33 protein-coding genes and 1 pseudogene are annotated in these 25,186 nt (G+C 65.2%); 12 read left to right on the top strand and 22 right to left on the bottom strand.

The features are described from left to right. Nucleotides 1-47: 47 nt before the first annotated feature. From AC4FWB_RS23980 to AC4FWB_RS23995, 4 genes and pseudogenes are all read right to left on the bottom strand, one after another. Nucleotides 48-149: pseudogene (locus tag AC4FWB_RS23980) on the bottom strand (phage terminase large subunit family protein); the annotation flags it as partial. Nucleotides 150-742: 593 nt separating this feature from the next. Further along, entirely contained in the window at nt 743-1,429 is a 687-nt protein-coding gene (locus AC4FWB_RS23985; RefSeq protein ID WP_491028708.1) for a terminase large subunit domain-containing protein, read from the bottom strand. After that, the gene (locus tag AC4FWB_RS23990; protein ID WP_491028709.1) at nt 1,377-1,796 is read right to left on the bottom strand and encodes a hypothetical protein; all 420 of its coding nucleotides are present in this window, start codon (nt 1,794-1,796) and stop codon (nt 1,377-1,379) included. Before AC4FWB_RS23990 ends, AC4FWB_RS23985 begins: the two co-directional genes overlap by 53 nt. Next, on the bottom strand, nt 1,789-2,160 hold the full coding sequence (locus AC4FWB_RS23995; RefSeq protein ID WP_491028710.1) for a hypothetical protein: 372 nt from the start codon (nt 2,158-2,160) through the stop codon (nt 1,789-1,791). The genes AC4FWB_RS23990 and AC4FWB_RS23995 overlap by 8 nt, the downstream gene beginning before the upstream one ends. 515 nt (nt 2,161-2,675) lie before the next feature. Between AC4FWB_RS23995 and AC4FWB_RS24000 the strand changes: the two genes are divergently transcribed. The 5 genes from AC4FWB_RS24000 (at nt 2,676) to AC4FWB_RS24020 (ending at nt 5,167) form a co-directional block, all read left to right on the top strand. Next, on the top strand, nt 2,676-3,023 hold the full coding sequence (locus AC4FWB_RS24000; RefSeq protein WP_491028711.1) for a hypothetical protein: 348 nt from the start codon (nt 2,676-2,678) through the stop codon (nt 3,021-3,023). A gap of 132 nt (nt 3,024-3,155) precedes the next feature. Beyond that, nucleotides 3,156-3,596, top strand: a complete 441-nt coding sequence (locus tag AC4FWB_RS24005; RefSeq protein WP_491028712.1) for a hypothetical protein — start codon at nt 3,156-3,158, stop codon at nt 3,594-3,596. A 146-nt stretch (nt 3,597-3,742) separates the two neighbouring features. Further along, nucleotides 3,743-4,012, top strand: a complete 270-nt coding sequence (locus tag AC4FWB_RS24010) for a hypothetical protein (RefSeq protein WP_491028713.1) — start codon at nt 3,743-3,745, stop codon at nt 4,010-4,012. 50 nt (nt 4,013-4,062) lie between these two features. Further along, nucleotides 4,063-4,797: a hypothetical protein gene (locus AC4FWB_RS24015; protein ID WP_491028714.1), complete on the top strand. Its 735-nt coding sequence runs from the start codon at nt 4,063-4,065 to the stop codon at nt 4,795-4,797. 64 nt (nt 4,798-4,861) lie between these two features. After that, the gene (locus tag AC4FWB_RS24020) at nt 4,862-5,167 is read left to right on the top strand and encodes a hypothetical protein (RefSeq protein ID WP_126100728.1); all 306 of its coding nucleotides are present in this window, start codon (nt 4,862-4,864) and stop codon (nt 5,165-5,167) included. Nucleotides 5,168-5,253: 86 nt separating this feature from the next. Here the strand turns inward: AC4FWB_RS24020 and AC4FWB_RS24025 are convergent, their stop codons facing one another. Together AC4FWB_RS24025 and AC4FWB_RS24030 are read right to left on the bottom strand one after the other, a co-directional pair. Then, the gene (locus AC4FWB_RS24025) at nt 5,254-5,673 is read right to left on the bottom strand and encodes a DoxX family protein (RefSeq protein WP_491028715.1); all 420 of its coding nucleotides are present in this window, start codon (nt 5,671-5,673) and stop codon (nt 5,254-5,256) included. A gap of 312 nt (nt 5,674-5,985) precedes the next feature. After that, nucleotides 5,986-6,741 carry a tryptophan 2,3-dioxygenase family protein gene (locus tag AC4FWB_RS24030; protein WP_491028716.1) on the bottom strand — a complete coding sequence of 252 codons (756 nt, stop codon included), beginning with the start codon at nt 6,739-6,741 and terminating at the stop codon, nt 5,986-5,988. Nucleotides 6,742-6,880: 139 nt separating this feature from the next. On the opposite strand from AC4FWB_RS24030, the gene AC4FWB_RS24035 reads away from it, so the two are divergent. Both AC4FWB_RS24035 and AC4FWB_RS24040 read left to right on the top strand, forming a co-directional pair. Beyond that, entirely contained in the window at nt 6,881-7,351 is a 471-nt protein-coding gene (locus AC4FWB_RS24035) for an Lrp/AsnC family transcriptional regulator (protein ID WP_491028717.1), read from the top strand. A gap of 481 nt (nt 7,352-7,832) precedes the next feature. Continuing rightward, nucleotides 7,833-8,432 (top strand): hypothetical protein, encoded by a 600-nt coding sequence (locus AC4FWB_RS24040; RefSeq protein ID WP_491028718.1) that lies wholly within the window; start codon nt 7,833-7,835, stop codon nt 8,430-8,432. 65 nt (nt 8,433-8,497) lie between these two features. Here the strand turns inward: AC4FWB_RS24040 and AC4FWB_RS24045 are convergent, their stop codons facing one another. From AC4FWB_RS24045 to AC4FWB_RS24070, 6 genes are all read right to left on the bottom strand, one after another. Beyond that, nucleotides 8,498-9,670 (bottom strand): SdrD B-like domain-containing protein, encoded by a 1,173-nt coding sequence (locus AC4FWB_RS24045; RefSeq protein ID WP_491028719.1) that lies wholly within the window; start codon nt 9,668-9,670, stop codon nt 8,498-8,500. Beyond that, nucleotides 9,667-10,572, bottom strand: coding sequence for an HTTM domain-containing protein (locus AC4FWB_RS24050; RefSeq protein WP_491028720.1), 906 nt, complete (start codon nt 10,570-10,572; stop codon nt 9,667-9,669). Before AC4FWB_RS24050 ends, AC4FWB_RS24045 begins: the two co-directional genes overlap by 4 nt. After that, nucleotides 10,556-10,996 carry a hypothetical protein gene (locus AC4FWB_RS24055; RefSeq protein ID WP_491028721.1) on the bottom strand — a complete coding sequence of 147 codons (441 nt, stop codon included), beginning with the start codon at nt 10,994-10,996 and terminating at the stop codon, nt 10,556-10,558. The genes AC4FWB_RS24050 and AC4FWB_RS24055 overlap by 17 nt, the downstream gene beginning before the upstream one ends. A 178-nt stretch (nt 10,997-11,174) precedes the next feature. Beyond that, nucleotides 11,175-11,330 carry a hypothetical protein gene (locus AC4FWB_RS24060; protein WP_491028722.1) on the bottom strand — a complete coding sequence of 52 codons (156 nt, stop codon included), beginning with the start codon at nt 11,328-11,330 and terminating at the stop codon, nt 11,175-11,177. Between the two features lie 148 nt (nt 11,331-11,478). Continuing rightward, nucleotides 11,479-11,838 (bottom strand): SPW repeat protein, encoded by a 360-nt coding sequence (locus AC4FWB_RS24065; protein ID WP_491028723.1) that lies wholly within the window; start codon nt 11,836-11,838, stop codon nt 11,479-11,481. A 152-nt stretch (nt 11,839-11,990) separates the two neighbouring features. Beyond that, nucleotides 11,991-13,043 (bottom strand): sensor histidine kinase, encoded by a 1,053-nt coding sequence (locus AC4FWB_RS24070; RefSeq protein ID WP_491028724.1) that lies wholly within the window; start codon nt 13,041-13,043, stop codon nt 11,991-11,993. A gap of 194 nt (nt 13,044-13,237) precedes the next feature. On the opposite strand from AC4FWB_RS24070, the gene AC4FWB_RS24075 reads away from it, so the two are divergent. Beyond that, a complete protein-coding gene (locus tag AC4FWB_RS24075) occupies nt 13,238-13,420 on the top strand; it encodes a hypothetical protein (protein ID WP_491028725.1) in 183 nt (60 codons plus the stop codon). 60 nt (nt 13,421-13,480) lie between these two features. On the opposite strand, the gene AC4FWB_RS24080 is transcribed toward AC4FWB_RS24075, so the two are convergent. Continuing rightward, nucleotides 13,481-13,801: a hypothetical protein gene (locus AC4FWB_RS24080; RefSeq protein ID WP_491028726.1), complete on the bottom strand. Its 321-nt coding sequence runs from the start codon at nt 13,799-13,801 to the stop codon at nt 13,481-13,483. Nucleotides 13,802-13,813: 12 nt separating this feature from the next. Between AC4FWB_RS24080 and AC4FWB_RS24085 the strand changes: the two genes are divergently transcribed. Continuing rightward, the gene (locus AC4FWB_RS24085) at nt 13,814-14,110 is read left to right on the top strand and encodes a hypothetical protein (RefSeq protein WP_491028727.1); all 297 of its coding nucleotides are present in this window, start codon (nt 13,814-13,816) and stop codon (nt 14,108-14,110) included. A 28-nt stretch (nt 14,111-14,138) separates the two neighbouring features. Here AC4FWB_RS24085 and AC4FWB_RS24090 read toward each other — a convergent pair whose 3' ends face one another. Continuing rightward, on the bottom strand, nt 14,139-14,372 hold the full coding sequence (locus AC4FWB_RS24090) for a hypothetical protein (protein ID WP_491028728.1): 234 nt from the start codon (nt 14,370-14,372) through the stop codon (nt 14,139-14,141). Between the two features lie 370 nt (nt 14,373-14,742). Here AC4FWB_RS24090 and AC4FWB_RS24095 point away from each other — a divergent pair, with 370 nt between their 5' ends. Together AC4FWB_RS24095 and AC4FWB_RS24100 are read left to right on the top strand one after the other, a co-directional pair. Continuing rightward, nucleotides 14,743-15,237 (top strand): hypothetical protein, encoded by a 495-nt coding sequence (locus tag AC4FWB_RS24095; RefSeq protein ID WP_491028729.1) that lies wholly within the window; start codon nt 14,743-14,745, stop codon nt 15,235-15,237. 26 nt (nt 15,238-15,263) lie between these two features. After that, complete coding sequence (locus AC4FWB_RS24100; RefSeq protein ID WP_491028730.1) at nt 15,264-15,473, top strand: hypothetical protein; 210 nt, start codon at nt 15,264-15,266, stop codon at nt 15,471-15,473. Between the two features lie 279 nt (nt 15,474-15,752). On the opposite strand, the gene AC4FWB_RS24105 is transcribed toward AC4FWB_RS24100, so the two are convergent. From AC4FWB_RS24105 to AC4FWB_RS24135, 7 genes are all read right to left on the bottom strand, one after another. Beyond that, nucleotides 15,753-16,256: a hypothetical protein gene (locus tag AC4FWB_RS24105; RefSeq protein ID WP_491028731.1), complete on the bottom strand. Its 504-nt coding sequence runs from the start codon at nt 16,254-16,256 to the stop codon at nt 15,753-15,755. A gap of 12 nt (nt 16,257-16,268) precedes the next feature. Continuing rightward, complete coding sequence (locus AC4FWB_RS24110; protein WP_491028732.1) at nt 16,269-16,808, bottom strand: hypothetical protein; 540 nt, start codon at nt 16,806-16,808, stop codon at nt 16,269-16,271. Between the two features lie 174 nt (nt 16,809-16,982). Further along, complete coding sequence (locus tag AC4FWB_RS24115) at nt 16,983-17,390, bottom strand: hypothetical protein (RefSeq protein WP_491028733.1); 408 nt, start codon at nt 17,388-17,390, stop codon at nt 16,983-16,985. Nucleotides 17,391-17,444: 54 nt separating this feature from the next. After that, a complete protein-coding gene (locus tag AC4FWB_RS24120) occupies nt 17,445-19,562 on the bottom strand; it encodes an EAL domain-containing protein (protein ID WP_491028734.1) in 2,118 nt (705 codons plus the stop codon). Nucleotides 19,563-19,852: 290 nt separating this feature from the next. Then, nucleotides 19,853-21,004, bottom strand: coding sequence for a M20 aminoacylase family protein (locus AC4FWB_RS24125; RefSeq protein ID WP_491028760.1), 1,152 nt, complete (start codon nt 21,002-21,004; stop codon nt 19,853-19,855). A gap of 20 nt (nt 21,005-21,024) precedes the next feature. Then, nucleotides 21,025-22,260 (bottom strand): Zn-dependent hydrolase, encoded by a 1,236-nt coding sequence (locus tag AC4FWB_RS24130; protein WP_491028735.1) that lies wholly within the window; start codon nt 22,258-22,260, stop codon nt 21,025-21,027. Beyond that, entirely contained in the window at nt 22,257-23,459 is a 1,203-nt protein-coding gene (locus tag AC4FWB_RS24135; RefSeq protein ID WP_491028736.1) for a diaminopropionate ammonia-lyase, read from the bottom strand. Before AC4FWB_RS24135 ends, AC4FWB_RS24130 begins: the two co-directional genes overlap by 4 nt. A gap of 118 nt (nt 23,460-23,577) precedes the next feature. On the opposite strand from AC4FWB_RS24135, the gene AC4FWB_RS24140 reads away from it, so the two are divergent. Continuing rightward, nucleotides 23,578-24,051, top strand: a complete 474-nt coding sequence (locus AC4FWB_RS24140; protein ID WP_491028737.1) for an Lrp/AsnC family transcriptional regulator — start codon at nt 23,578-23,580, stop codon at nt 24,049-24,051. 169 nt (nt 24,052-24,220) lie between these two features. Here AC4FWB_RS24140 and AC4FWB_RS24145 read toward each other — a convergent pair whose 3' ends face one another. After that, on the bottom strand, nt 24,221-25,186 hold the full coding sequence (locus tag AC4FWB_RS24145; RefSeq protein WP_491028738.1) for a branched-chain amino acid ABC transporter permease: 966 nt from the start codon (nt 25,184-25,186) through the stop codon (nt 24,221-24,223).

A 25,186-nucleotide genomic window follows, 5' to 3' on the forward strand; every position in this document is an offset into this window, starting at 1 on the left:
GGGAAGATGCGGCCGGAGCCCAGCACCGGAATGCCCCGCGCGCGTGCTTCGCGCTCATGCTCGGGATAGGCGGCGACGATCGCGGCGCGCTGCTCGGGCGAATAGTGCCCGGCATCGTCGATGGTCATGAAGGTGACGTGTCGGGACATATTAGCTTGCCGTAATTAATTATCGTAACGATCTAATACCATTGATAATACTGTTCATCAGTGCAAATCTGCTGGCGGGTTGGGGGGGAATACATGATCCGCATAGCAATTGTCGTGGCCGTAGCAGCCGGTGCATCGGCATGCCAGTCGAACGTGCCTTATGATACGAGTAAGCAGACCTGCAGGATGTACGATCTTAATGGGCACCAACACAAAGTCTGCGCCCCGGACACACCGAGCAAAGTATGCAATGTCTGGTTCAATCAGATTACAGGCGACGAAAGAATATGGTGCCAACCGCTCACCCGGAAAGCAACCGATCCTAAAGCTCGCGCCAGGCAGCTTGCGGGCAGCAAATACCCCTGATCCGGCTCTATCTGTCTTTTTAGCTCCGGGTTCCTCGCCCTCGCGTGAGCGGCGATAGATGGCGCGGCATGCGCGTCCCCTTCTCCCCTTGTGGGAGAAGGTGGATCGGCGCGCAGCGCCGAGACGGATGAGGGGTGTTCCAGCGGAGTGAGACGCTGGTGTTCCCTGGAACACCCCTCATCCGTCGCCTCCGGCGACACCTTCTCCCACAAGGGGAGAAGGGGGAGTCAGCGATTCCCCATCCTCTCCACCTCCGCCGCGCTCAAAAACCGCAGCACCACATCCGACATCCCCAGCAGCGGCGTGAACGTCACGATCGTAATGCCATCGGTCGCGTTGGTGCGGGTAAGCCCTTCCGAATAGATGTCGAGCGGCGGCTCCTCGTCGAACCAGACGCCGTGCAGCGTCTCGCCCTGCCATTTCTCACGGCCTTTTTCGTAGCTCTTGAAGGAGAGCACGCTTTCGCCCGCCTGCACGTCGCCGCCACCGCCCCAGCGCACGATGACGCTGTCAATTGCACCGGGAACATTGCGGCCCATCACCGTCTCGGCGATCGCATCGGCCGGGATCATGCCGGTGCCCCGTTCGGCCTGCTGTTGCGGCGGGCCGACCAGCACGCGCTGCGGGTTGTCGCGCGTGCCTTCGCCGGTGACGCCGGCCGCCCAGAGCCGGACCGGCGCGTCGAACACCTTGCCCACCCACCAGTCGGGATAGCGGCCGGTGAGGTGCATGGCCCATTCGGCGCCCCCTGCCCTGGTCTTGCCGAGCTGGTTGCCGGCCATGAACAGGCGCTCGCGGTTTTTCGCCCCTGCCGCGTGGAATTCGGCTTGGCGGTCGTAGGGCCGGTAGAGGGCCAATAGGCTACGGCGATGTCGGCGATCCAGTTCCTCGAGCAGCGCCAGATAGGTCTGCATCGAGGAACGGCCGGAGGCTCGCTTCGAGGCTGCGGATGCGGTTGCGGATCTCCTCATCGCTCATCCGGTCGAGATTGTTTTTGTCGGCATCGAGGTTTTGCGAAAAATCCCTGGGCAGCACCGTCAGCACGACCTTCAGATACTGGTCGGGCTTCTCGGCCCGCACCGCGGCGATGACGCCGGCGCCATGGGCGCGAAAGTCGGCGCGCAGTGCTGCGGTGAAATCGTCGCCCAGCGTCTTTTTGGAGCGCTTCGGGCGGGTGACTGGAGCAGTGGTCCCGACTTGAGCGGCTGCCCGCTTGCGGAGTGATCTTGCCGGCTTCGCGCGGGCGGCTTTGCGGCGTACTGCCTTGTTCTCGTCAGCCATGAACCGGCACATCGGTTGGCGCCGCTTTTCCTGCCGCCCTTGCCTTGCGGACCTTGCGGGCCGGCTTCTTGCGCGGCTTGGCGCGGACTGCCTTTTGCGGCGAGATGGCAGCGGCCGGCGCGGCAATCGCCTTCAGCTTCGCGGTGGCGGCGCCGACGTCCGACGGGCCAAAACCCTGGCGCGGGAAGCCGAAGCCTGCGACTGCCTCGACCGGGCCGCCGCGCACCATGCCGATGCGCACGCCCGGCGCGACTTCCTCGACGCGGCCGGAGTCGCGCGGCAGGCCGCAGGATTCGAACTCGCCGATGGCGCTGACGATCTCGGCACCGTCGTCGGCGGTGATGATGGTGGCATAGCGTGGCATGGGACCTCGGAGCTGATGGCAAATCGGAAGCGCCGCGTTCCTTCGCGCCCCCCTCTGGCCCGCCGGCCATCTCCCCAACTTGGGGGGAGATCAGATTTCGCGCTGGCTTCGTCAATCGCCAACGCTGCAGGGAGAAGGCGCCGCCGGCGAAACTGCCAATCTCCCCCCAAGTGGGGGAGATGCCCGGCAGGGCAGAGGGGGGCGCTGTCCCGCCGACGACGCCGGTATGGAGATGTGAAGAGGCGGCGCCAGAAAAACAAAACCCGCCGGAGGGCGGGTCGTTGGCGCAAATCAGCACCATGGATAAAATCATAGCACCGCTGCCTTCACCAGGCAATGCCATCTAGGCAAATTTTCCTATTTTTTGAATCCCACCCCAAACGCTGGCCGCCGAAAAACAGCCCAACCGGGACAGGTCGCCGCAGATGGACATTTTTGTCGGAACCATGCGCCGCCCGAGTGGTTCCGCCCCCAGTCGCGACGCGACGACCTTTCGCCAAGAAAAGGAGAAAATCATGTTGAAAACCATCCTTGCGGCCTCGGCGCTCACGATCGGTCTTGCCACGGCGGCGATGGCCCAGAGTGCCGGCCATATGGGCACGGGCGACACATCCGGCCATATGGGTTCGGGCACGACAAATGACACGACCGGCGGCAGCGGCCAGACGGTCATCCCCAATGCCGACAATGTCGATCCGGGCACGACCGGCAGCATTTATGGCGGCCCGACCTATGGCGACGGCATGAACTCGAATGCCGACCGCAATTGCGCGCCGAGTCCGCAGGGCGCTCAGCCCGATGCCAGCAACCTGTCGCCCGGAACCACCGCACCGACCGTCAACGACAAGAACTGCGGCAAGTAAGGCGCGGTATCGTTGAGAGTTTCGTCGCAAGGGTCGTGGAGTTCGCTCCACGGCCCTTGCTTTCGCGGCCACGGCGCACTTGCGGGAACCATGACCCATCGTGACCGTTGCAAAGAGAAAAGGAGAAACCCGATGGCAGACAACAACACCGGCACCACTCCGGTAAGTGGCAACGGCAAGGGCACGATGAGTGCTGCGCGCAACAGAGGCGCTTCACGCCGCAGCGCGCAATCTTCGGGCGCTTCCGAGGCGGCGATGAAGAGGCAGATAGCGGAGCTGAAGCGCGAGGTGAGCCGGCTCAACCGGATGCTTTCCGACCAGGCCGAGGAAACGGCTCATGGCTGGTATCAAAGCGCGGCCGACCGCGCCTCCGACTTGTACAGCGGCGCGACCGACCGCGCCTCGCGCGCAGCCAGGCAGTTGCGCAGCCAGGCGCATAGCGTTTCCGAAACGGTGCAAGAGAACCCCGGCACCATTTCCACCGCGGTCGCGATCGGCGGGCTGTTCGGCGTGCTGATTGGCCTCGCCGTCGGCAGAGGCTCGCAGCCGGACCGCGACTGGTTCCACCGCTGACGCGCGAGCGGCTTTGCCGTCTCGTCGCCGACATGAAAGGCCGGGCTCACGCACCGGCCTTTTGCACAGGCTGGTCATTAGCCGGACCTTATGGAATCATTCGTTGTCGGAATCGCGCAGAATGGGGGAAATCGCGGAGAGCGGGCATGGACAAACCTGCCATGGCATCCGTCTTTCGGATGCGGCATGTGCCAGCAAGCATTTCGGGCGTTCGCAGCCTGGGCCGGGGCCAGGCCGATCCAGTTTTCCACTCGAGGCCGCTCGGCGAAGCCATCCGCTTCATCGCCGAGGCCGACGGCCAGTACGACTTGAGCGCCGTCGCCATCTCCTACGGCGACCGCTCGACGCCGCCGCTCGGCAGCCGCGAGGCCAAGCAGCTCTGGACTGAATATGGCGAGCGCCTGATGGAGGCGTAGGGCAAGCTTCAGGCATATCCGACTTCCGTAGGCGCATGTATAAGGCCGCCATGCAGCCGGAACTCCAGCGCCTGATCGACGATTGCTACGATGCGTTTGCGCCCTACCCGCCGCCGCGTAGCCTCCATGCCTCGCCGCTCCGCGATCCGGTGGCGATCCTGGAGACGCTGACCTCGGCGCCGCTGCGCGAACTGACAGGAGAGCAGATTGGGCCTTACGCCGGTTGGGCAATGACAACGGTCGGCGATGTCGCTGACTACAAGCATTTCCTGCCGCGCATCCTGGAACAGGCTGTCCGCGAGTCGCTTTGGACGGGCACCGATCCGCCGATTATTGCCGACCGCCTGAAGATGGCCCAGTGGCTGGATTGGCCGGCCTCCGAACGTGGAGCGATCCGAGCGTTGTTTGCCGGGGCCTTGTCGCAAGCCATCGAGGGGCATCCCGACGACAGGGATGATGCAGAGGACTGGCTTTGCGGCATCGCCATCCTCGATCTCCATTTGTCGGCAATGCTCGATGCATGGCTTGCAGCGCCGTCAATGAATGCAACGCTGCAACTAGCGTTCCTAATGAGGAGTTGCTTGTTCGAGGCCGACCCGATCGAGCGCGCCTATTGGAGTTATGTCGATACACCGACGATTCACCTGGTTAGGCGATGGCTGCTCAGTGATCGCATCCATCAACGGCTGTCGTCGGCCCGCGGTTGGACCGCGCCCTCGGATGAGTGGCTGATCGACAAAGCCCTTGCCACGCAAGCGGCCCTCAGGCTGGAAAGGCTGCAATAGCGGCTCCCCGGATCGGAAACGCCGCTCGCGCGTTTTTCAAATCTAGTCGATGGGAGGAAGCGCCATGAACGTCGCCAATCTGCAACTCGAGGGCCTGCTGATGGCCGTCGCGGCAATCAACCATGTGCTGGTGCGCAAGGGCGTGCTGACGGTCGAGGAGATCGACATCGCGCTGCGCAAGGCCGAGGCCGTCGAGACCGGGGAAGACCGGTCCGAGGGCATGTCGGCGTCGAGCCGCGACGCCGTCAACTTCCCGATCCGGCTGCTCGAGCTCGCCAACCAGTGCCAGCCCGAGGTGGACATGCCGTCCTTCTCCAAGCTGGCGCGCATGGTCGGCCAGATGAAGGAGCCGTACAACGATCAGATGTGAGGCGTGTTGGGAGGGGTGTCTTACCTCGTGATCCCGGCACTGCCCCTTATCCGCCCTTCTCCCCGTGATCGGGGAGAAGGAAAAGCTCACGCCTTGTCCGGCCAGCCCGGCCGGACGGCAAGCACGTTGCCCGGTCCGTGCACGGCGGCGAAGAACAGGCCGGCGAGGAAAGTGAAATGGTCGACGAAGAAGCCGAACTCGGCCTGGTTGCCGGCCCAATGCGAGGGGCCGTGGAATGAGAAGCCGAGGAAGATGACATAGAGGGCGGCGATCAGCGCCGCCGGCGTGAACAAGGCGCCGGTGAGGAAGGCGATGACCAGCAACGCTTCGAGAACCGCCGCGCACCAGGCGAGGAACAGCGGGAACGGGAAACCGGCCGCGGCGATGTAACCGGCGGTCGCGCCCATATCCATGAACTTGAAGGTCACGGCCATCGCGAAGACGGCAGCGAAGATCAGGCGAGCGATGAGAATGGCGGCGGTCTGCCAGGTCGATTGCGTTTCCACGTTTGTCCCTCCGGGTTGAAGCGGTTGATGTGCTCCAAGGACGGACGAAGGGCGATGGTTCCGACAGGGTCGCTAAAATAGTTTACAAGGACCATATGCTGGCGGGACAGCGCCCCCCTCTGTCCTGCCGGACATCTCCCCCACAAGGGGGGAGATTGGCAGTTCCGGCGTAGGCGCTTTTCCTGCGACGTTGGAGATTGGCGAAAGGTCGCGTGACATCTGATCTCCCCCCAAGTGGGGGAGATGGCCGGCAGGCCAGAGGGGGGCGCGAAGGAACTCGACCTTGCGGTTGCCTGGCGTTTAACCCTGCCCCTACCCCGCCTTCGCCTGCGGCGGATGGCTGATCGAATCCCGCACGGTGCCGTAGGCGGCGCCCCAGCGGTCGGTCATGTCGCAGCGTATGTCCCAGAGCTCGGGGAAGAAGCGGTGGCGGGCGCCGCCTTCGAGGATCTCCACCGGCCGGCCCTTCAGCGACTTCGCGCCGAGCCCGATCGAGCGATGGATGAGATAGAGGTGGTTGGCGCGGAATTTCTGGAACAGCTCGTCGAACTCGATCAGCGCCTCGGCCACGACATAGGCGTCGCCATGGTCGTAGTGGGCATCGTAGATGTCCTCGACTGTCAGCCCGCGGCCGTCGAGATAGGCGTGCTTGAAGGCCCGCCAGAGGTCCGGCGGCAGGCGCAGCAAAAACTTGAAGCCAGGCGATTCCTGGCCGCTGCCGTTGCCGAGCTCGAGGCGGATCTGCTGGTACTCCTTGGGCGACATGGTCTCCAAGAGGTCGAGCTGCGCCGTCATCATGCGCACCAGCCGGTGCACCCGGCCCACCAGGGTGACGACGCGGTGGGTGTCCTCTCTCTCCAGATAGTCGAGCACGTCGACCAGCGTGTAGGCGATGAGCTTCATCCACAGCTCCTCGACCTGATGCACGATCTGGAACTGCAGCTCGTCGGCATTGACCATCTCGGCGAGCGGCTTCTGGCAGGCAAGCAACTGGTCGACCTTCAGGTAAACGCCATAGTCGCGCATCTCGGGCGCCTCGATGCGGGCATGATAATCCGATTTGTCCATGGCTCATCTCCTCGCACGGGCATGGTTCGATCTGGCTAAGGATAGCGCTTCCGGCTTGAACATTGTTCCTTTCTGTTATCCAATTTGCCGAAACTGGAGCACAAACTATCATCCTTCCAGGAATTTTGGAGAACAGAAAATGTTGGATGGCGTTGACCGCAGAATTGTTGCCGCCCTCGAACGCGACGCGCGCACCTCCTTCGGCGAGCTCGCCGAAGAGGTGGGCCTGAGCAAGACGCCGTGCTGGAAACGGGTCAAGGCGCTGGAGGACGCCGGCGTCATCCGCGGCTATTCTACTCGCATCGATCCTGCCGCGATCGGCTTCGGCATCGAGGCCTTCATCCAGGTGTCGATCGACTTCGAGGTTTCGGACGCTTTCGAGGCGGCGGTGAAGAAGCACCCGCTGATCCGCCGCTGCTACGCCACGACCGGCGAGGCCGACTATCTGCTGCAGATCGTCACCGTCGATATGCGGGCGCTGGACAGGATGCTGCGCGAGGAGCTCAGCCGGCTGCCCGGCGTGCGCCGCACCGTCACCTCGATGGCGATGCGCGAGATCAAGGGCGAGATCTCGTTTGCCGAGGCGGCGGCGCATGCGTTGAGGGGATGAGGCGCACACCCCAAACGATGTTAGGCGTTGGCGGAGCAGCAGGAGGCCCGATCTCCCCCCGATCTAACCGTGGAGGCCGGCCGCACAGGCGCGGGGCCCTGACTTTTTCTGGGACGGTCGAAGAACGGGCGTCAAACGGGTTATATTCGCGACGGGGGTACGCGGGTGGCAGATATCGTCTCAACCAGGATCAGTGCGGAGCCTGCCGGGTCGGCAGGACACCTGCGGTTTTTCGCATTGATGGCGAATGCCACTATCGCGCGCCGTTCCCTGCCACAGCTCGGCAGTATTCTGGCGGCGGCGCTGCTCGCGTCGACCATGCTGGTGCCGACGGCCACCGCAACTCGCGCGGCGTCGGTCTTGCCGGAGCGGCGAGACGGGTTCGACCGGTCGATAGATCCCATAGCCCAAATGCAAAAGGGCAAGCGCGTTCTTCTGGTCCAGGCCGCAGGCGGCGGCAACGGAGGGAACGGCGGCGCCGGTGGAAACGGCGGCAATGGTGGAAACGGCGGCAATGGTGGCGATGCCGGCGGCAACGGTGGCAATGGCGGCAATGGTGGCGCCGGCGGAAATGGCGGCGACGCTGGCGGCAACGGCGGCAATGGTGGCGCCGGTGGAAACGGCGGTAATGGCGGTGCCGGTGGGAACGGCGGCAACGGCGGTGCCGGTGGGAACGGCGGCAACGGCGGTGCCGGCGGGAACGGCGGCAATGGGGGCAATGGCGGCGACGCTGGCGGCAACGGCGGCAATGGCGGCGACGCTGGCGGCAACGGTGGCAATGGTGGCGCCGGTGGAAACGGCGGCAACGGCGGCGCCGGTGGAAATGGCGGGAACGGCGGCGGCAACGGAGGCAATGGCGGCAACGGCGGTGCCGGTGGAAATGGCGGGAACGGTGGCTCCGGTGGGAACGGTGGCTCCGGTGGCAACGGCGGGGACGGCGGGAACGGAGGCTCAGGCGGGAACGGCAGCTCCGGCGGCAATGGCGCCGGCCCGAGCCATCACGACACCACCGGCGGCCATTCGGACGGCGGCCCCAGCTCCTGCGGAACCTCCCCGAGATCGTCTTGCTGACGCGGCTTGACCTTAAGCGCGTCGCGCCGAAGCGAATTCAGCTGACGCGCTCCAAGGCCTGCTGCGTGGGCTGCGCTACGGACCGGTGCGGTAAGCGAAATCGTCGATCGCGGCCTGCCAGTAATGCTGTGTCCGGATCTCGAGCCGCGTGATGCGCATGTAGTCGGCCGCGAAGTAGACCGGACCGCTCGCCGACAGCACAAGCTGATCCTCATACGCAGGCTGGTCGCCCCGCCAGGCTTTGAGAACAAGCGTCTCGCCCTCCGCGTCGTTCCAGCCGGCGCCGAAATAGGCGCCCGCGAAATCGAACGGCTTGTCGCTGAACGCCTGCGCAGGGTGTCCCGAGCTGTTGTAGGCGATGAATTCGCCCGACATGGTCGTGTTGACGTAGCCCGGACCGTCGGTGAAGCGCTGGTGCATGGCAACGAGATTGTACCAGTCGAGCCCGCCATAGCCGGATGGAATTTCGAACACGCCCGACGTCGTCAGCAGGTCGTCGAAGCCGACGACATGCTGTTCGGGCAGCGGCTCCTCGGCGGGTCCGCCCTTGCCCGAAAACGCGGAGAGCACGACCGGCGCCGCGCCGACCACAATTTTGCGCCGCTGCGTCGCGCCGTAGGCCGAAACCTCGACCAGCCATTCGCCTGGCGTCGCGGGTGCGCTGAACCGTCCATCCGGCTCGACCTTGGCAGCGGCGGTTATCCCGTCCGGCCCGGTGAGGGAAATGCGCGACCCGGCGGCGACCGCGCCGCTGATCGTCAGATCCGCCGCAAGGCCGACCGGGTGCGTCGTACGCTGTGCGATCATGTCGCCTGGCGAGCCAGGTGAAACGACATAATCGCTTTCCTGCGACGCGTTCCCGGTGGTGATGGACCAGCCTGGCGGAGGCACGACCCGGAACGAGTAATGTCCGGGATCGACAACCTCGAGATCGCGCGCGGTAATCGACATCCGGAAATTGGCGAAGCCGCCGGAATTGGTCCACTGCATCACGGTGTCGCCATTCGGCTTGGCGAGTTCGACCGCCACATGCGGCATCGGCCGGTCGCCGAGGTCGTAGACCCCATTCCGGTTGAGGTCGCGGAACACGAGGATCGAGGTGTTCATCCGGCCGCCGTTGAAGGAGCCCCATGCGCGCTTGGGATAATAGTCCTTCGCACTGCCGGCACTCGCCGCGCCGCAGAACAGGGCCAAACCGATTGCCGGCGCGGCGACGAGGGCGCCCGAAAAGAACAAACCGCGCTTCACGAAATTCCCTCTTTGGTAGTCTGGGCGAATCCGATCCCGTGGAGTCGCGCGATGACCTTGTCGACGGCATCCGCGTCGAAATAGGCAAGATAGAGCAACGCCATGGTGGCGCTGAACGTATAGACCGGCAGCGTCACATAGATGATGGCGTGAAAGGCCAGGCCCGGCAGGACCAGATAGCGCCTTGTCCGACGAAACGGCAGGCCGAAGGCAAGGCAATATTCGAGCGTGACCACAGCGAGGGATACGATCGTGGCAAGCCAGGCAAGGCCGGCCGGATAGTCAGAACCCGCGTAGTACCAAAGGAATATCTGCTCGATCCGCGCGCCGCTCAGAAAGGCGTAGTTCGTCTTGTCGAAGGCGGCGAAGAAATAGAGCACCGAGAGCTGCACCACGATCAGCCGCAGCCCCCACAGATTGCCGCGCTCCGCCGGCGGCGGAAGGCCCGTGCGCTCGGCGCGCGTCACCGCCAGATAGCGGTCCAGCGAATAGGAGCGGCCGCAGGGGGTGAGCGCGATCAGCAGCGCGGCGATGGCAAGCAAATAGGTATGATGGTGGGTCCAGGGCTCGCGACCGAGCTGGTGGCCGAAATAGTAGTACATCGCCAGCCCGACCGCGCCAGTCCAGACGGCGGCGAAGCGGCTGTGATAGCCGACGAAGAGCAGCATTGTGGCGACGAAGAAGTTGACTGCCAGAAACAGGCCGACCGGCGATTGGTCCCTATAGAGCAGCAACTCGCCCGCCCAACGCGACCAGAACAGCATTGCCAGGCCGATACGGACCAACGCGGACGAACGCGACGAGCCCTCCGTGCCGACCGCCCAGTCGACGAACCGTGCCGCCATGGCGCGCATCGGACGCCAGCCGGGCCAGTCAGCGATGGCGTCAGTCGGCACAGGCATTTTCGGCATCGGTATGGACGGTCTGCCAGCCATCGCGCGTGGCCTGCCGCGCCCGGACACGGATGTCGGCGCCCTGCCCGGCGACCGTGCAGAGGCGCTTGATGACGGAAGCCAGCTCGTCGCGGCTTTCGATCCGCTTCAGCCTGCCGTCGCGAGGAGCGCCGAGCATCTCGAACCGGTCGAGCGGGAAAAGCGCGCCGTCGGGCTGGCGGATTTCGAACGAAGCGTCGATCACGTTGAGCCCAATCGCGCTGAACATGGTCCAGGAGCGCAGCAGCGCCGTTTGCACCCCGAAGACCTGCTCCGCGGCCGGACCGGCGATCATGAACGCGGCGATCGCCATGAATGCGAAAAACCGTAAGCGCCCCGCCGACACCCGTCCGGCAGGCTCCGCACTGATCCTGGCTGAGACGATATCCGCCACCCGCGTACCCCCGTCCCGACTATAGACAGGTTCAATGCCCGTTCTTCGACCATCCCAGAAAAAGTCAGGGCTCGACGCCGCGCCTGTGAGGGAGATGCCTGGGTTCCCGCAGCTGTCGCGGAGGACGGGCCAAAACAGAAGGGAGGCGCTAAGGAACGCTGCGGCCGGTATTCGGAGGTCAGTTCAGGCCAGGCTCTACACGAGCAGCCGGCTTGGGCTCCTGCGCCGCCTCTTCCTTCTCGGCATCGGCCTTGCGCTTCGGGCACTCCTCGAAATCATGGTCGCGGCCGCCGCAATAGGAGCAGCATTTGGCGGGGGTGTCGGGGTGAAGCATCGAGGCCATTCCCAAGAATGCACGAAAAGCTGTCCGCTTGCAGCAATTGCGTGAAACCGCAACCGCCGTTCAGCCCCATGCCCCGATATGTCTTCGCTCAGTTCCAGGAGCTCGCCGCTTGCGCGGCGGGCTCCCGTTCAATCACCGCTCACGCATGCGCGTGGGGGTGACGGAAGTCCCAGACGGCCCAGGCCGATGCCGCGACCACCAGCACGCCGAGGACGACGTGCGTGAGCATCACGTTCCTCTCGGCTGCAAATCCCAGCAGCCAAGGCGACGCGATCAGCCAGAGCCCGAGGACCACATTTACCCATTCTTCCCATTCGGCGAACACCGAAAGCGTCGCGAGCGCCAGCGCGCCGAGCGCAACGCCGACAATCCAGGCGTTCCACGCGGGCACCATTGCCGCAGTGAATCCGATGACCCAGGGTGAGATGAACAGGCAGATCGCGAGGACCAGATTGACCCAGTCCTGGCTCTTTCTTCCTTCCATCAGTTTGCTTGGCATGACAACCTCCATGGAGCTTGACCGAAGCAACTGTACAAGCGTGAACACCGCACGCTTAATTAATTGATGTAATACTCTTTTACGGACCTGCAAGGAGGCGGCGGCTAGGCGCCATTCCCTGGCTGAAAATCCCGCGAGGGCTGAAATGGCCTTCAGACGCTGAAATCGCTTTCGGTGTCCACTCCGAGCTGCGGCATGACGATGGCCTCGAGCGGCGCCGTCAGCGACCATTTCAACGCACCGGGCGAGCGTTCGAGGCTGGAGGAGCCGCTGAGCGATTGCGGCGCCACCCGCTCGAGCACCACCGTGCCGAAGCCCTTGCGCGCGGTCTCATCCGGCTCGCCATTGCCGGCATCGCCATTCGACGTCTCCTGCCAGACCAGGTGAAACCGGCGCTGCGCCTGCGAACCGGTCTCGACCGTCCAGGTGATCTCGACGCGGCCGCCCTCGCCCGCCAGCGCGCCATATTTTGACGAGTTGGTGCCGAGCTCGTGGAAGGCCATGCCGAGATTCTGCACGGCGTTCGACTGCAGCGTCAGCAAGGGACCCGAGAGCGAGATGCGCTCTTCATGGCCGAACGGTTTCAGATGTTCCTGGATGAGGTCGAAGAGGCTCGCCCCCGCCCACTCCGAGGTGACCAGAAGATCGTGCGAGCGCGACAGCGCCATGATGCGCGCGCGGATCATGTCCTCGAACTCGCTAGGGTTGGCGGAGCGCTTGTTGGTTTCCCTCACCATCGACAGGATCACCGCGAACTGGTTCTTCACGCGGTGGTTGACCTCGCGCATCAGGAGCCGGATGCGGCGCTCGCTCTCCTTGGCGGCGGTGATGTCGCGGGAGATCGTGGACGCGCCGACTATCTCGCCGGAAAGGCTCCTGATCGGTGAGACCGTGACCGAAACAGCAATCAGTGAGCTGTCCTTGCGCCTGCGCAGCGTCTCGAAGCTCGCAATGCCCTCGCCCCTGCGGATGCGGCCGATGATGTCGTTCTCCTCATCGTGCAGGTGCTCGGGCACCAGCATCAGGATCGACTGGCCGATGGCCTCCTCGGCACTGTAGCCGAACATGCGTTCGGCCGCGTGGTTCCAGTCGGTGATGTTGCTGTCCAAATCCTTGCCGATGATCGCGTCGAAGGAAGAATCGACGATGGCCGCCAGCCGCGCATCGGCATTGGTATCTGTTGCTTTCCTGCCCCCTGATTTCACCGATTTCCTGCCCCCGCATTTCACCGCGTTCTTAGTTAGCGCAGATACGGATCAAGGCAACGGCCGTGTATGTCCCGATCATCCCCGGAACGATTTCCAACGGTCGCACGAGCCGTGGCACAATAGTCGGATTTTGCATTGTCAAACAAAGTTCCTACATTAGCTGACTAAGTGATTCATGGCACGGTGAGCCGATGGCCAAGAAGAAGAACGCACCCGTCCCGACCGTTGTCACGGCGACCTCTCCCGCGGAAGCCTATGAGGCGGCCTACTTTGCCCGCAAGTGCGGCCTGACCCCCGAAGAAGCGCTGCGGCTGATGCGCGAAGCGCAAGGCTCTGCAAGCGCAAAGCCGTCCGGCGAGAAGCGGAAGGGATAATCGGCTTCCCGGGTGAACTCGCCTGTCGAACCGCTGCCGGCGAAATCCGGCCGGCAGCGTCTATTTCGGCGTCTGCGGTGGCAACTCGCCGGGCTTGATCACCGGCATCTGGCTGATGCCGGACGGCGGAACGGTGGTGTTCTTGTCGCCGGTGGGCGGCGGCTTCAGCACGCCGCCGCAGTTGCCCAGCGTTTCCGACAGATTGTTCGCGTCGGCCAGCTGCTTCAGCTGCGGGTCCTTGGTGTCGGGCTTAGCCTGGCAGTCCCCTGGTTGTTGCAGGTCGGGGATGAGCTGCTGGTCCATCGGCTGATCGGCCGTCTGTGCCACCGCCGGCAGCGCCGACATCAGGACGACGGCCGCTGTGAGAAGAATTTTCTGCATGGGATCCTCCTCATGAGTTCGACAACCCCGGCGCCGGCCTGCATCGGGCGATCGCTGGCATCGACCTTGCGCTGCACGCCGCGCTGCCTGCGCACCGGCTTCGCGGTCTCGGTTTTCGATCGGGTGCTGGTCGGCATCGTCATCTCCTTCTCGAGAGACAACGCATGCCGATGGAAAAGGTTGGCCTCGTTCGGGCTGGCGCCGTGGCAGGAGTGGGCCGACAACGTCAGCGGCGGAGCGATGCCGGGCGGGCATTTCTTCCCCGTCGAGACGGCAGCGGCGCTGCGCGCTTTTTTCCAGGGGAAATAGTTGCGGTGCCTGAACGGGCGACCGGCCGCTAAAACCCGTAGGCCAGGGTGAGATAGATCGCCGGCGCGACGATCAGGCAGAGCGCCATCACGATCACCACGACATTGCCCAGGCGCTCGGCGCGCCTGGCAATGTCGGCGACGTCGCCATCGTCAATGATGAATTCGAGGATCGAGATATCGGCCAGAGCGGAGAGATGGTTGTCGTTTGCGGGATGGCTTTCAGTTTCTCGCGATTTGGACTTGGCGGAAATAAAGGTCAAAACGTCGTCTCGCTTCCGAAACCGGCAACGCGGCTTCCTATTCGGATGGTTTTTGGGTTCCGACGGTATTGGGTGCCCGCCTTTTGCGCGGAAATAGCGGGCACCCAAAATGTCGACGACAGAGGGGGGTTCCACCGGCGACCGCCCACCAACTCGAAGCATCTGCTTTGGTTGCCACCGCCGGCCCAATGCGCGGGCCGCTCGGACTTCAGTCGTACGGGCCGTTCGGACCGTGGCCCCCGCGCATGAAGCGCCGGAGCGGTTCGGGCCGACGCTCGAAAGCGATTGGAACTTCTTCCCTTCCTCCCGGTTCCTCAGAAACACGCGGTGGGCTCGCCGCCGCCGCCAGGACGTTTCAACGGAGGCGCCAATGTCCGTGCACACACTTCCCCCCGAGCGCGTCGATAAGGTACGCATGCATGCCTATTCGATCTTCGCTCCGCTGCTGATCCATTCGCTGGCCCAAAGGCTGGCGCGCTGCCAGGGCATTAGGGAGTTGGACAAGCTCGAGACGTCGCTCCTGCGCCTCGTCGAGGAAACCGTCGTCGCCGCGCCGGATGGCGAGGCGATGAAGGAGTTCGCGGTCGAGCTCTTCGTATCGACGCTGCGCAATGTGCGCGAACATCCCAATGCCAAGCACGACCTGGAAGAGATCGACGACCGCCGCACGGCAGGGCGCTCGGAGATTCCGGAGACGCTGGAAGAGCAGTTGCGGTCCGGCCTTGAAGACAGTTTCCCGGCGAGCGATCCGCCGGCGGTCGTTTCGACCGCGATCACCGGTGGCTCGAAGAGCATCGTCGGAACCGATGAGGTGCTGCGCCGCAAGAAGGCGGCACGCCGCAGGCAGTCGGAGACGACGGGCTAGCGGCGGTTCACCAAAGGAGACCTGAGATGAACAGCAAAATCCCGCACCGCCCGGGTGCCGCCCATGCACCGCCTTCGGACACCTTGCCGACCAGGGGCGGCGAGGATCCGGACGTACGCTTCCTGGCGGAGAATACCGACCTCTCGCCGAAGCAGGCGCGCGAGCTGATCCGCGAGCACGGGCACGATCGCGACAAGCTGATGAAGATCGCGCGAACCATGAAGGCGGAAGGGTGAGCGGCCCCGGCGGCATAGCCGCATCTGAAAAGCGCGGCGGCGCGTCCGCCGTCAACCGCCAAGGAGAGGCGCCAATCGCCAGCGTTGCAGGAAGAGCGAAGCGCCGAAGTTGCTAATCTCCCCCCTTGCGGGGGAGATGGCCGGCAGGCCAGAGGGGGTCGCCACGCACAGGGCGCCAACCTCTTTTCGCTTAGCAAGGCGTCGCGCTCTACGTGAGGCGACCCCTTCTGTCGCCTTCGGCGACATCTCCCCCTCAAGGGGGGAGATCACTCGAGCCGCTCAGTCGCCGTAAAGCCCAATCTCGTCCGGCTGGACCGTGGCGGCCTCGTCCCTAGCGATCTCGCCCAGGTGCTTTTCCAGCGCGGCGTCCAGCCTGTCGCCATCGCCGCTAGTCGGATCGACGATCGCGTTGACCAGCGTATCGAGCGAAATGCCGAGCTGGTCCAAGCCGAGCTGCTTTTCGATCTCGGCAATCGCCGACGGAGATTGCCGTTTCAACGCCTCGACCGCGTTCTTGACCGCCGAACCGTAGGAAAACACGGATTCATAGTCGGCCTGGTCGATGCCGAACTCCTTGCCCGCGCGCTCCATCAACCGGACTTTCGTTGCCGTGACGTTGAGGTTGCTCACGCTGAAGATGGATTGAGAATTCCCGGCCTGCACCGGGGGCGAGCCGGCGCCGGATCCGGCGAGGCTGTCCGCGACCGATCTGGCCGTCGCCGGCGGGCGCTGCTGCTGCAGGATCAGCAAAGCGGTGTTGTTCAGCACGGGAGGTGAAGACATCGCCGGTCTCGCTCAGCCGCCGTAAAGACCGATCTCGCCCGGCTGCGTCGGGGTATGCGAAGCGGCTTTCCCCTCGCCCCTGCCGTGGTCGCCGGCTTTCTTCTCGAGCGCGGCATCCAGCCTGTCGCCGTCGCTGCCATTTGGATCGACGATCGCATTGACCAGCGTATCGAGCGAAATGCCGAGCTCATCCAGCCCCAGCTTCTTTTCGATCTCGGCAATGCTGGAGGGAGATTTCTGCTTCAGGTCGTCGAGCGCGGTCTTGATGGCCGAGCCGTAGGAGAACAGGGAATCGTAATCGTCCCGATCGATGCCGAATTCCTTGCCGACGCGCTCGAACAGCCGAGCCTTCATTTGCGTGGCGTCGAGGTTGTTCACGCTGAACATGGACTCGGTGATCCTGGCCTGCGCCTGCGTCAGCGGCGAGCCCGCGCCGGTACCGGCGGAGGCGCCATTGATGCTCGCGACAAGCCTGTCTCCAACGGCCGCCGACGTCGGGCGCTGCGGCAGCAGGATCAGGACGGCGTTGTTCAGCGCGGAAATCGAAGACATTCTCGGCCCCAACGGTACCAGTCCGTCATGGAACGGGTGCCGGATAGTCGAGCCAAGACATCATGTCTCGAGCAGAACGAAATCGGTTCGGCAAAGTGATAGCCGCTTATATCTTAAGAATCCCCTAGGCTGCTCAACCTGCGCGCGACCGGCGGGCGGCTACAGCGCCGCCATTCAGTCGTCGCCGCCGTCGCCGCCGCTGCCGCCGTCGCCGCCATCATGACCAGCGCTGTCGCCGCCACCATCATGGCCGCCGCCATCGCCATCGTGATCGGCGCCCTGGTGATCCGAGTCGTCGTCGCCCTCATCGTCGCCCTGATCGCCATCATGCGAGCCGGACTCGACGCCGTCGCCCTTGTGATCGCCCTCGTCATTCTCGGCGACGTCGTGGTCGCCGTCATTGCCGGCGGTGGCGCCCTGGTCGTCATTGTCGTCCGGCAGGGCCGCCGTCACCTGACCGCCATGATCCGAGCCGGCGAAGGATTGCCCGGTTGCGAGGATGCCGAGCAAGCCGATCGCCGTTGCCGCCAGCAAAGGAAGTTTCTTCATGGTCGCTCCGATCTTGTCGTCGATGGCGATCATTGCCCTGCCGGATTACGGTGCCCTTAAATCAGCGGACTCAATTTTAGCAGTTGCTTATTTTGTTCCGCTCAGCCGGAACTCAGGTCTGTCAAGCGGCGCCGGCCGACCGGTCGCTCTCGCCACGATCGCCTCGAGTGGCTCGGGCCGGTGCAGGAAATAACCCTGGCCATAGGCGACGCCCATGCCAATGAGTATTTCCAGCGCGCTCTTTTCCTCGATCTTCTCGGCGACGACCGCGCAGCCCATCGAGCGGGCGATGCCGGCGATCGCCGAGACGATCTCGCGGTCGAAGCGGCTGTCGGCGATGTGCTCGACGAAGGAGCCGTCGATCTTGATGGCGTCGATGGGGAAGCGCCTGAGATATTCGAAGGAGCTCATGCCGGCGCCGAAATCGTCAAGGCTGACGCGGCAATGGCGCAGCCTGGCCTTGCGCACGAATTCTTCCGCCCCGTCGAAATTGGTGACGGCGGCGGTTTCGGTGATCTCGAAGCCGACTGCCGAGGGCGGCGCGCCGCTCTCGGCGATTGCCGCGTCGACGAAATCCCAGAGCTGCGGATCGGAGAGCGTCTGCGCCGACAGGTTGAAGTCGAGCGAGATGGCGCCGGAGCGCATCGCCTTGCCATGGCGGATGAGCGCCGTGCGGATGATCCAGCGGTCGAGCCGGGCGGCAAGGCCGAAACGTTCGGCCACCGGCATGAACTCACCCGGGGGGATCAGCTTGCCGTTGCGGCCTTCGAGCCTCGCCAGCACCTCGACATGGCGGCTCTCTTCCCAAGGCCTGCCCAGGCGATGGATCTCCTGGCCGAACAGCTTCAGCCGGCTGTCCTCCATCGCGTCGACCAGCTTGGCGGCGAGCCGTGCGGCGTTGAGGCCGCCGGAGCCGGAAGCCGTCTCTGGCGAGAACACTGCGAAGCGGTCGCGCCCGCCGGCCTTGGCCGCGTAGCAGGCATCGTCGGCGCAGGCCAGCGCGTCGGCCACAGTCATCCCGGGATCGCGCACGAAGGCGATGCCGATGCTGGCCGCCAACCTGCGGGTGGTCACGGCGGGACCAAGATCGGCGTCGCGCACGGCGGCGAGCACGGCGCGCGCGAGCCGTTCGGCGCAGGCGTCGTCGCAATTGGGCACCAGCAGCGCGAACTCGTCGCCGCCGAGGCGCGCCGCATGCGCCGAAGGCGGCAGGCTGGCGCGAATGCCCGCGGCGACGCTCTTCAGCGCGACGTCGCCCGCGGCGTGGCCGGCATAGTCGTTCAGCGCCTTGAAGTAGTCGAGGTCGACATAGAACACGGCAAGCGGCAGCCGCCCGGCCGCGCCGATGTTTTCGGCCAGCAGCCGGTCGAAGGCCGAGCGGTTCAACAGTCTGGTCAAGGCATCGTGGTGGGCGGCGTGGGCGAGCTCCTCGGCGCGCTTCTTCTCGTCGGTGATGTCGCGCACGGTACCGAGGATCTGGCCGGCCGAGCCGGCGGCGATGAAGCGCACCAGCGACTCGACATGGCGGACCACGCCGTCGCGCCGGACGATGCGGTATTGCGATGCGGTAACCGCCTGTGAGCCCGGCGGCGGCAGGTGCGCCTTCTCTGTGGCCTCCTTGTCGTCCGGGTGGAGATAGGTGTGCCAGAGGTCGGCTGTCACCTCGTCGGTGTCGCTGACCAGACCGAAGATTTCCCGGGTGCGCGCATCCCAAAAGCTTTTGTTGGTAGCTATGTCGTAGTGCCAGATGCCGGTGCCGCTGGCGGCGAGCGCGAGGCGGAAGCGGACATTGACCTCATCCAGCGCGGCCTCGGCCTCTTTCCGCTTGGTGATGTCGGTCTGCACGCCCATCAGGCGCAGCGGCCTGCCCTCGGCGTCGCGCTCGACGATGCCGCCGCGGTCGAGCACCCAGACCCAGTGGCCGTCCTTGTGCTTCAGGCGCAGCTCCGTCTCGATGGATGGGGTCAGGCCGGCGATGTGGCGGTCGCCGCTTTGCTGCGCCCTTTCGCGGTCGTCGGGATGGGTGAGCTTCAGCCAGAGATCGGAGGTGTTGGCGAGCTCGCCCTCGGCATAGCCCAGCATCCTCGACCAGGGCGGCGAGTAATAGCAATCGCCGGTCGCGAGGTTCCAGTCCCAAAGGCCGAGTTGGGCGCGATCGAGCGCCAGCGCCCAGAAGTCGCCGTTGCGTTTATTGTCGTCGGCCATGCCTTGTGTTTGCCCACTCCCGTCCGGGCAATACTGCATGAAACGAAAGAAGAAAGGGTTACCGGGGCGGAGCTGCTAATCTCCCCCCTTGTGGGGGAGATGTCCGGCAGGACAGAGGGGGGCGCGAAGGAATGAGGCGCTGATCGATGTCGGATACGCCGCTAGCCGGCTTGGGTATGGCTGCAAAGAGCCGAGACGCTGGCGGGACAGCGCCCCCCTCTGCCCTGCCGGGCATCTCCCCCACTTGGGGGGAGACTAGCGCTCCGCGGTTTTCGCCAATCGCCGACGCTTCACACAACAGGCAGCCGCCGTCTCACCACCGCCGCATGGAAGCGCGCGCCGTGGAGCAGGCCTTCGTCGTTGAAGTCATAGGACGGGTTGTGCAGCGGCGCGGAGTTGCCGTTGCCCATGAAGACGAAGCAGCCGGGCACCTCGTTCAGGAAGCGGGCGAAATCCTCCGAGGCCGTCATCGGCTCAGCCGCGACGCCAATGGCGTCGTCGGCCAGCACCGTCCTAGCCGCCGCAAGCGCTTCGTCAACAAGCGCAGCGTCGTTGATCAAGGGCACGAACTCGCGCGTGTAAGTGACTTGCGCCGCAACGTTATAGGCCTGCGCCGTACCCTCGGCGATGCGGCGCATCTCCTTCTCGATCGCCGCGCTCACCTCAGGCCGGAAGCTGCGGCAGTCGCCGAGGATACGGGCGAGCCCGGGCAGCGCGTTGCGGGTGCCGTCAGTGATGAGCTCGGTGACCGACACGACGCCGATATCGGCCGGGCTCAAGCGCCGCGAGACGATGGTCTGCAGGTTGAGGACCAGCGCGCAGGCGGCAACCAGCGTCTCCCGCCCGGCGTGCGGCCGCGCCGCGTGGCCGCCAAGGCCTTTCAGCACGATCTCGAAATTGTCCTCGGCCGACATGACCGGACCGCTCCGGGTCTCGAAATGGCCGATCGGCAGGCCCGGCATGTTGTGCAGCCCAAAAATTTCCTCGAAGGGAAAGCGCTCGATGAGGCCATCCTCCAGCATCGCCAGCGCGCCCCCGCCCCATTCCTCGGCCGGCTGGAAGATGAAGCGCACCGTGCCGTCGAAGCCGCCCTCATCGGCAAGCAGCTTGGCCGCGCCAAGCAGCATGGTGGTGTGGCCGTCATGGCCGCAGGCATGCATGGTGCCTGGCGTTTGCGAGCGATAGGCGGCCGTTCCCTGCTCGGCGATGCGCAGCGCATCCATGTCGGCGCGCAGCGCGACCGCGCGGTTGCCGCTGCCTTTCTTCAGCGTGCCGACGACGCCGGTGCCGCCGACGCCCTCCGCCACCTCCAGCCCGAACGCGCGCAGTTTTTGCGCGACGAAAGCGGCGGTGCGCTTTTCCTCGAAGCCGAATTCGGGATGAGCGTGGAGGTCATGCCGCCACGCCGTCATCTCGCGGTGAAGCTCCTCGAGGTCGGTCATCTGCATTCCCCCTTTTCCGATCAGTCGGCCGCCAGCCTGGCGGCGACGCCGAGCAGGATGTTGGCGCCGGCGGCGAGGTGGCCGGCGGCGGTGAACTCGGCCGGGTTGTGGCTGATGCCGCCCCGGCTCGGCACGAAGATCATCGCGGACGGCGCGATGCGCGCAATCATCTGCGCATCATGCCCGGCGCCCGAGGTCATGCGCCGGCAGGAGAAGCCGTTGGCCAGGGCGCAATCCTCGATCAGCGAAACGATGCGGGCATCGAAGGTCACCGGCGCGAAGCGCACCAGGCGTTCGGTCCGAATCGAGACGTTCGCGCTGGTGGCGAGCCCGCCGAGGAAAGCAGCGAGCGCCGCCTCCTCTTCTCCCAAGCGCGCCTCGTCGGGATCGCGCAGGTCGACGGTGAAGGTCGCCCGCGACGGGATGACATTGATGGCGTTCGGCTCGAAGGCGATGGTGCCCACGGTCGCGACCGTCGGCGTCGGCGAGACGGCGGCCCGCTCCGCGACGAAGGCAATGGCGCGAGCGGCGGCGACGCCGGCATCGCTGCGCATCGCCATCGGCGTGGTGCCGGCATGGTTGGCGACGCCGTCGATCGTTATGCGCTGCCAGGAAATGCCCTGCAGGTTCTCGACCGCACCGATGGCGATGCCCTCGCGTTCGAGCACCGGCCCCTGCTCGACATGCAATTCGACATAGGCATGCGGCTCGATGAAGCCCGGCTCGTGAGAACCGGCATAGCCGATGCGCTCCAGTTCCTTGCCCAGCACCGAGCCATCGGTACCGACCGTGGCAAGCGCTTCCTCGACGCTGAGCCCGCCGGCATAGACCAGCGAGCCCATCATGTCGGGCGCATAGCGCACGCCCTCCTCATTGGTGAAGGCCGCGACCACGATCGGACGCGCCGGCACGAAGCCGGCCTCTTTCAGGCTCTCGATCGCTTCGAGACCTGCGAGCACGCCATAGCAGCCGTCATAGATGCCGGCATCGATCACCGTGTCGATATGCGAGCCGAGCATGACCGGCGCCTGGCCGGCATTGGCGTCGTCCTGCCAGATGCCGAAGATGTTGCCGATGCGGTCGACGGCGACCTCGAGCCCCGCTTCCCGCAGCCAGCCGACGAGACGGTCGCGGCCGAGCCGATCCATGTCCGAAGCCGCGACACGGACCAGGCGGCCCTGCTCATCGCGGCCAAGGCGGCCGAGCTCCTCGATGCGGCCGGCGAGACGGTCGGCGTTGATCGTCAGATTGCTCATGCCGGCTGCCGCGCCAGCGCAACTTCCTCCGGCGCCACCCCGACCAGTTCGGCATAGCGGCCCGGGTCAGTGGCGCCTTCGGAGTTGATGATGAGTATGCGGGAGCGAGCATCAAGGCCGAGGGCTGCCCGCATGTCCTTGTCTCCGGCGGCGCGGATCAAGCCGGCAAGCCCTGCGCCGCCGCTCTCGCCGGAGACGATCGCCGGATCGTTGCCGGCAGGGCGCGCCAACCGATTCATCACCGCGACCGCATCCTCCTCGTCCACGGTCATGAAAGCATCGCCGAGGCGCGCCAGCACGCGCCAGGCGACCAGCGACGGCTCGTGGCATTCGAGCATGGCCATGACGGTCGGCTGCTCATGCGGGATTTTTACCGGACGCCCGGCCTCGGCGGTGGCGTAGACACACGCCGCGCGGGCGGGCTCCACCACCACGACCTTCGGCCGGCGCTCGCCGAGCAGGATCGCCAGATGGCCGGCGATCGCTGCGGCGAAGCCGCCGACGCCGGCCTGCAGGAAGACATGGGTGGGCTGTTCGGGCAAGCGCTTCAACGCCTCGCGCGCGATCACTGTGTAGCCCTGCATGACCAGGCCCGGGATGCGCTCATAGCCCGGCCAGGAGGTGTCGGAGACGACCGTCCAGCCGCGCTCGGCGGCGACACGGGCGGCTTCGCGCACCGAATGATCGTAGCCACCCTCGACGCGCACCATCTCGGCGCCGAAGCGGGCGATCGCCGCGACGCGCTCGCGGCTTACGCCGGCATGGACGAAGACCACCGAGCGCGCGCCGACGAGGCCGGCGCCCTGCGCCACCGAGCGGCCGTGATTGCCGTCGGTGGCGCAGCAGAAGGTCATCTGCGCCGCGATCGCGCGTACCTTGGCATCGCTGATCTCACCGACATCGACAGCGCGGCCGAGCCGCTTGCCGGCCTCTTCCAGCACCAGCCGCATGACGGCGTAGGCGCCGCCCAGCGCCTTGAAGCTGCCGAGGCCGAGGCGCTTGCCCTCATCCTTGATGTGCAGCGCGGCGATGCCGAGCTCGCCGGCCAGTGTCGGCAAGGCATGCAGCGGCGTCTCGGCGTGGTTGTCGCGGGCGTCGAGATAATGCTCGGCCTGGTCGGCGCCGGCTATGCCGAGGGCGACGGCATCGGCAGTCACCAGCGGCTGGTTGTGTTCAGGACGTTGGTTGAGCAGCATCATGGCGTTTTTTCTCCGAGGCACTGAACTCTGGGGTGCTGAACTCTATTGCGGAGCGAGCGAGAATTGCGCTCTGTCTCAGCCATCTGATTGCAAGTTTGTTTCATCCGGATGCCGCCAAATGCCAGCTTTGCCTAATCTCGACGCCTTCGACCGCGCCATCCTCGCCATCCTGCAGAAGGACAACGCGACGCCGCAGCGCGCGATCGGCGAAGCGGTCAATCTCTCGGCACCGGCCGTTCAGCGGCGCATCAGGCGCATGGAGGAGCATGGTGTCATCCGCGCCAATGTGGCGCTGGTCGACCCGGCCAAGGTCGGCCACCCGATCACCATCTTCGTCGAGGTGGAAGTAGAGAGCGAGCGGGCCGAGCTGATCGACGCCGCCAAGCGCGGCTTCGCCGCGGTACCGGAAGTGCAGCAATGCTATTACGTCACTGGCGAAGCCGACTTCATCCTCGTCGTCACCGTGGCTACGATGGCCGACTACGAGGCGCTGACTAGGCGGCTGTTCTTCGAAAACAACAACGTAAAGAGATTTCGCACTTTCGTTGCCATGGACCGGGTGAAGGTGGGGCTGGAGGTGCCGGTGGGGTGAGCTGCCGATCTCCCCCCTTGAGGGGGAGATGTCGCCGAAGGCGACAGAGGGGGTCGGTTCGACTGGACTCGGCCTCCTTCAGCAGATTGAGGATGGCGCTCCACGCGCGATGACCCCCTCTGGCCGCTCCGCGGCCATCTCCCCCTCAAGGGGGAGAAGAGCGCTGCGCTCAGCCCTTCCGCCCGAACCACCGAGCATAAATCTCGCCGACGATGCCACGCCGGAAGATCAGCACGCAGACCATGAAGATCAGCCCGGTGGCAATCGTCACCGGGAAGCCGGAGGTCGCCAGCGTATTCTCCAGCCCGACGACCAGCCCTGCGCCGACCACCGGGCCGACCATGGTGCCGATGCCGCCGAGGAGCGTCATCAGGATCACCTCGCCCGACATCTGCCAGGTAACGTCCGTCAGCGTCGCGAACTGGAAGACGATCGCCTTGACCGCGCCGGCAAGACCTGCAAGGGCGGCCGACATGACGAAGGCGGCGAGCTTGTAGCGGCCAACTGAGTATCCGAGCGAAATGGCGCGGTTCTCGTTCTCCCTTATTGAGCGGAGGATCATGCCGAAGGGCGAGTTGACGATGCGCCAGATGGCGAAGACGCCGATCAGGAAAACGGCAAGCACGAAGAAGTACATGTTCATCGGCACGTTGAGGTCGAGGATGCCGAAGAGATGCCCGCGCGCAACGCCCTGGATGCCGTCCTCGCCCTCGGTGAAGGGCGCCTGCACGCAGAAGAAATAGAACATCTGCGCCATCGCCAGCGTGATCATGGCGAAATAGATGCCTTGCCGGCGAATGGCGAGGAAGCCCACCACAAGGCCCATTGCCGCGGCGCCCACGGTGCCGAGCAGGATGCCGGCCTCGGGTGGCCAGCCCCAGGCCTTCACGGCATAGGCGCAGAAATAGGCGGCGCCGCCGAAGAAGGCGGCGTGGCCGAAGGAGAGCAGGCCGGTGTAGCCGAGCAGCAGGTTGAAGGCGCAGGCGAAGAGCGCGAAGCACAGCATCTTCATCACGAAGATCGGATAGATGATGAAAGGTGCTGCGACGAGAGCCAGTATGCCCAGCGCCACAAGCGCCCGTTCCAGCCGAACGGAGGCGGCAGCGCGTTCTTCGTGAAGGGTCGCCTCGCTCAT

Source organism: Mesorhizobium sp. LEGMi-168a (genome assembly GCF_058312955.1).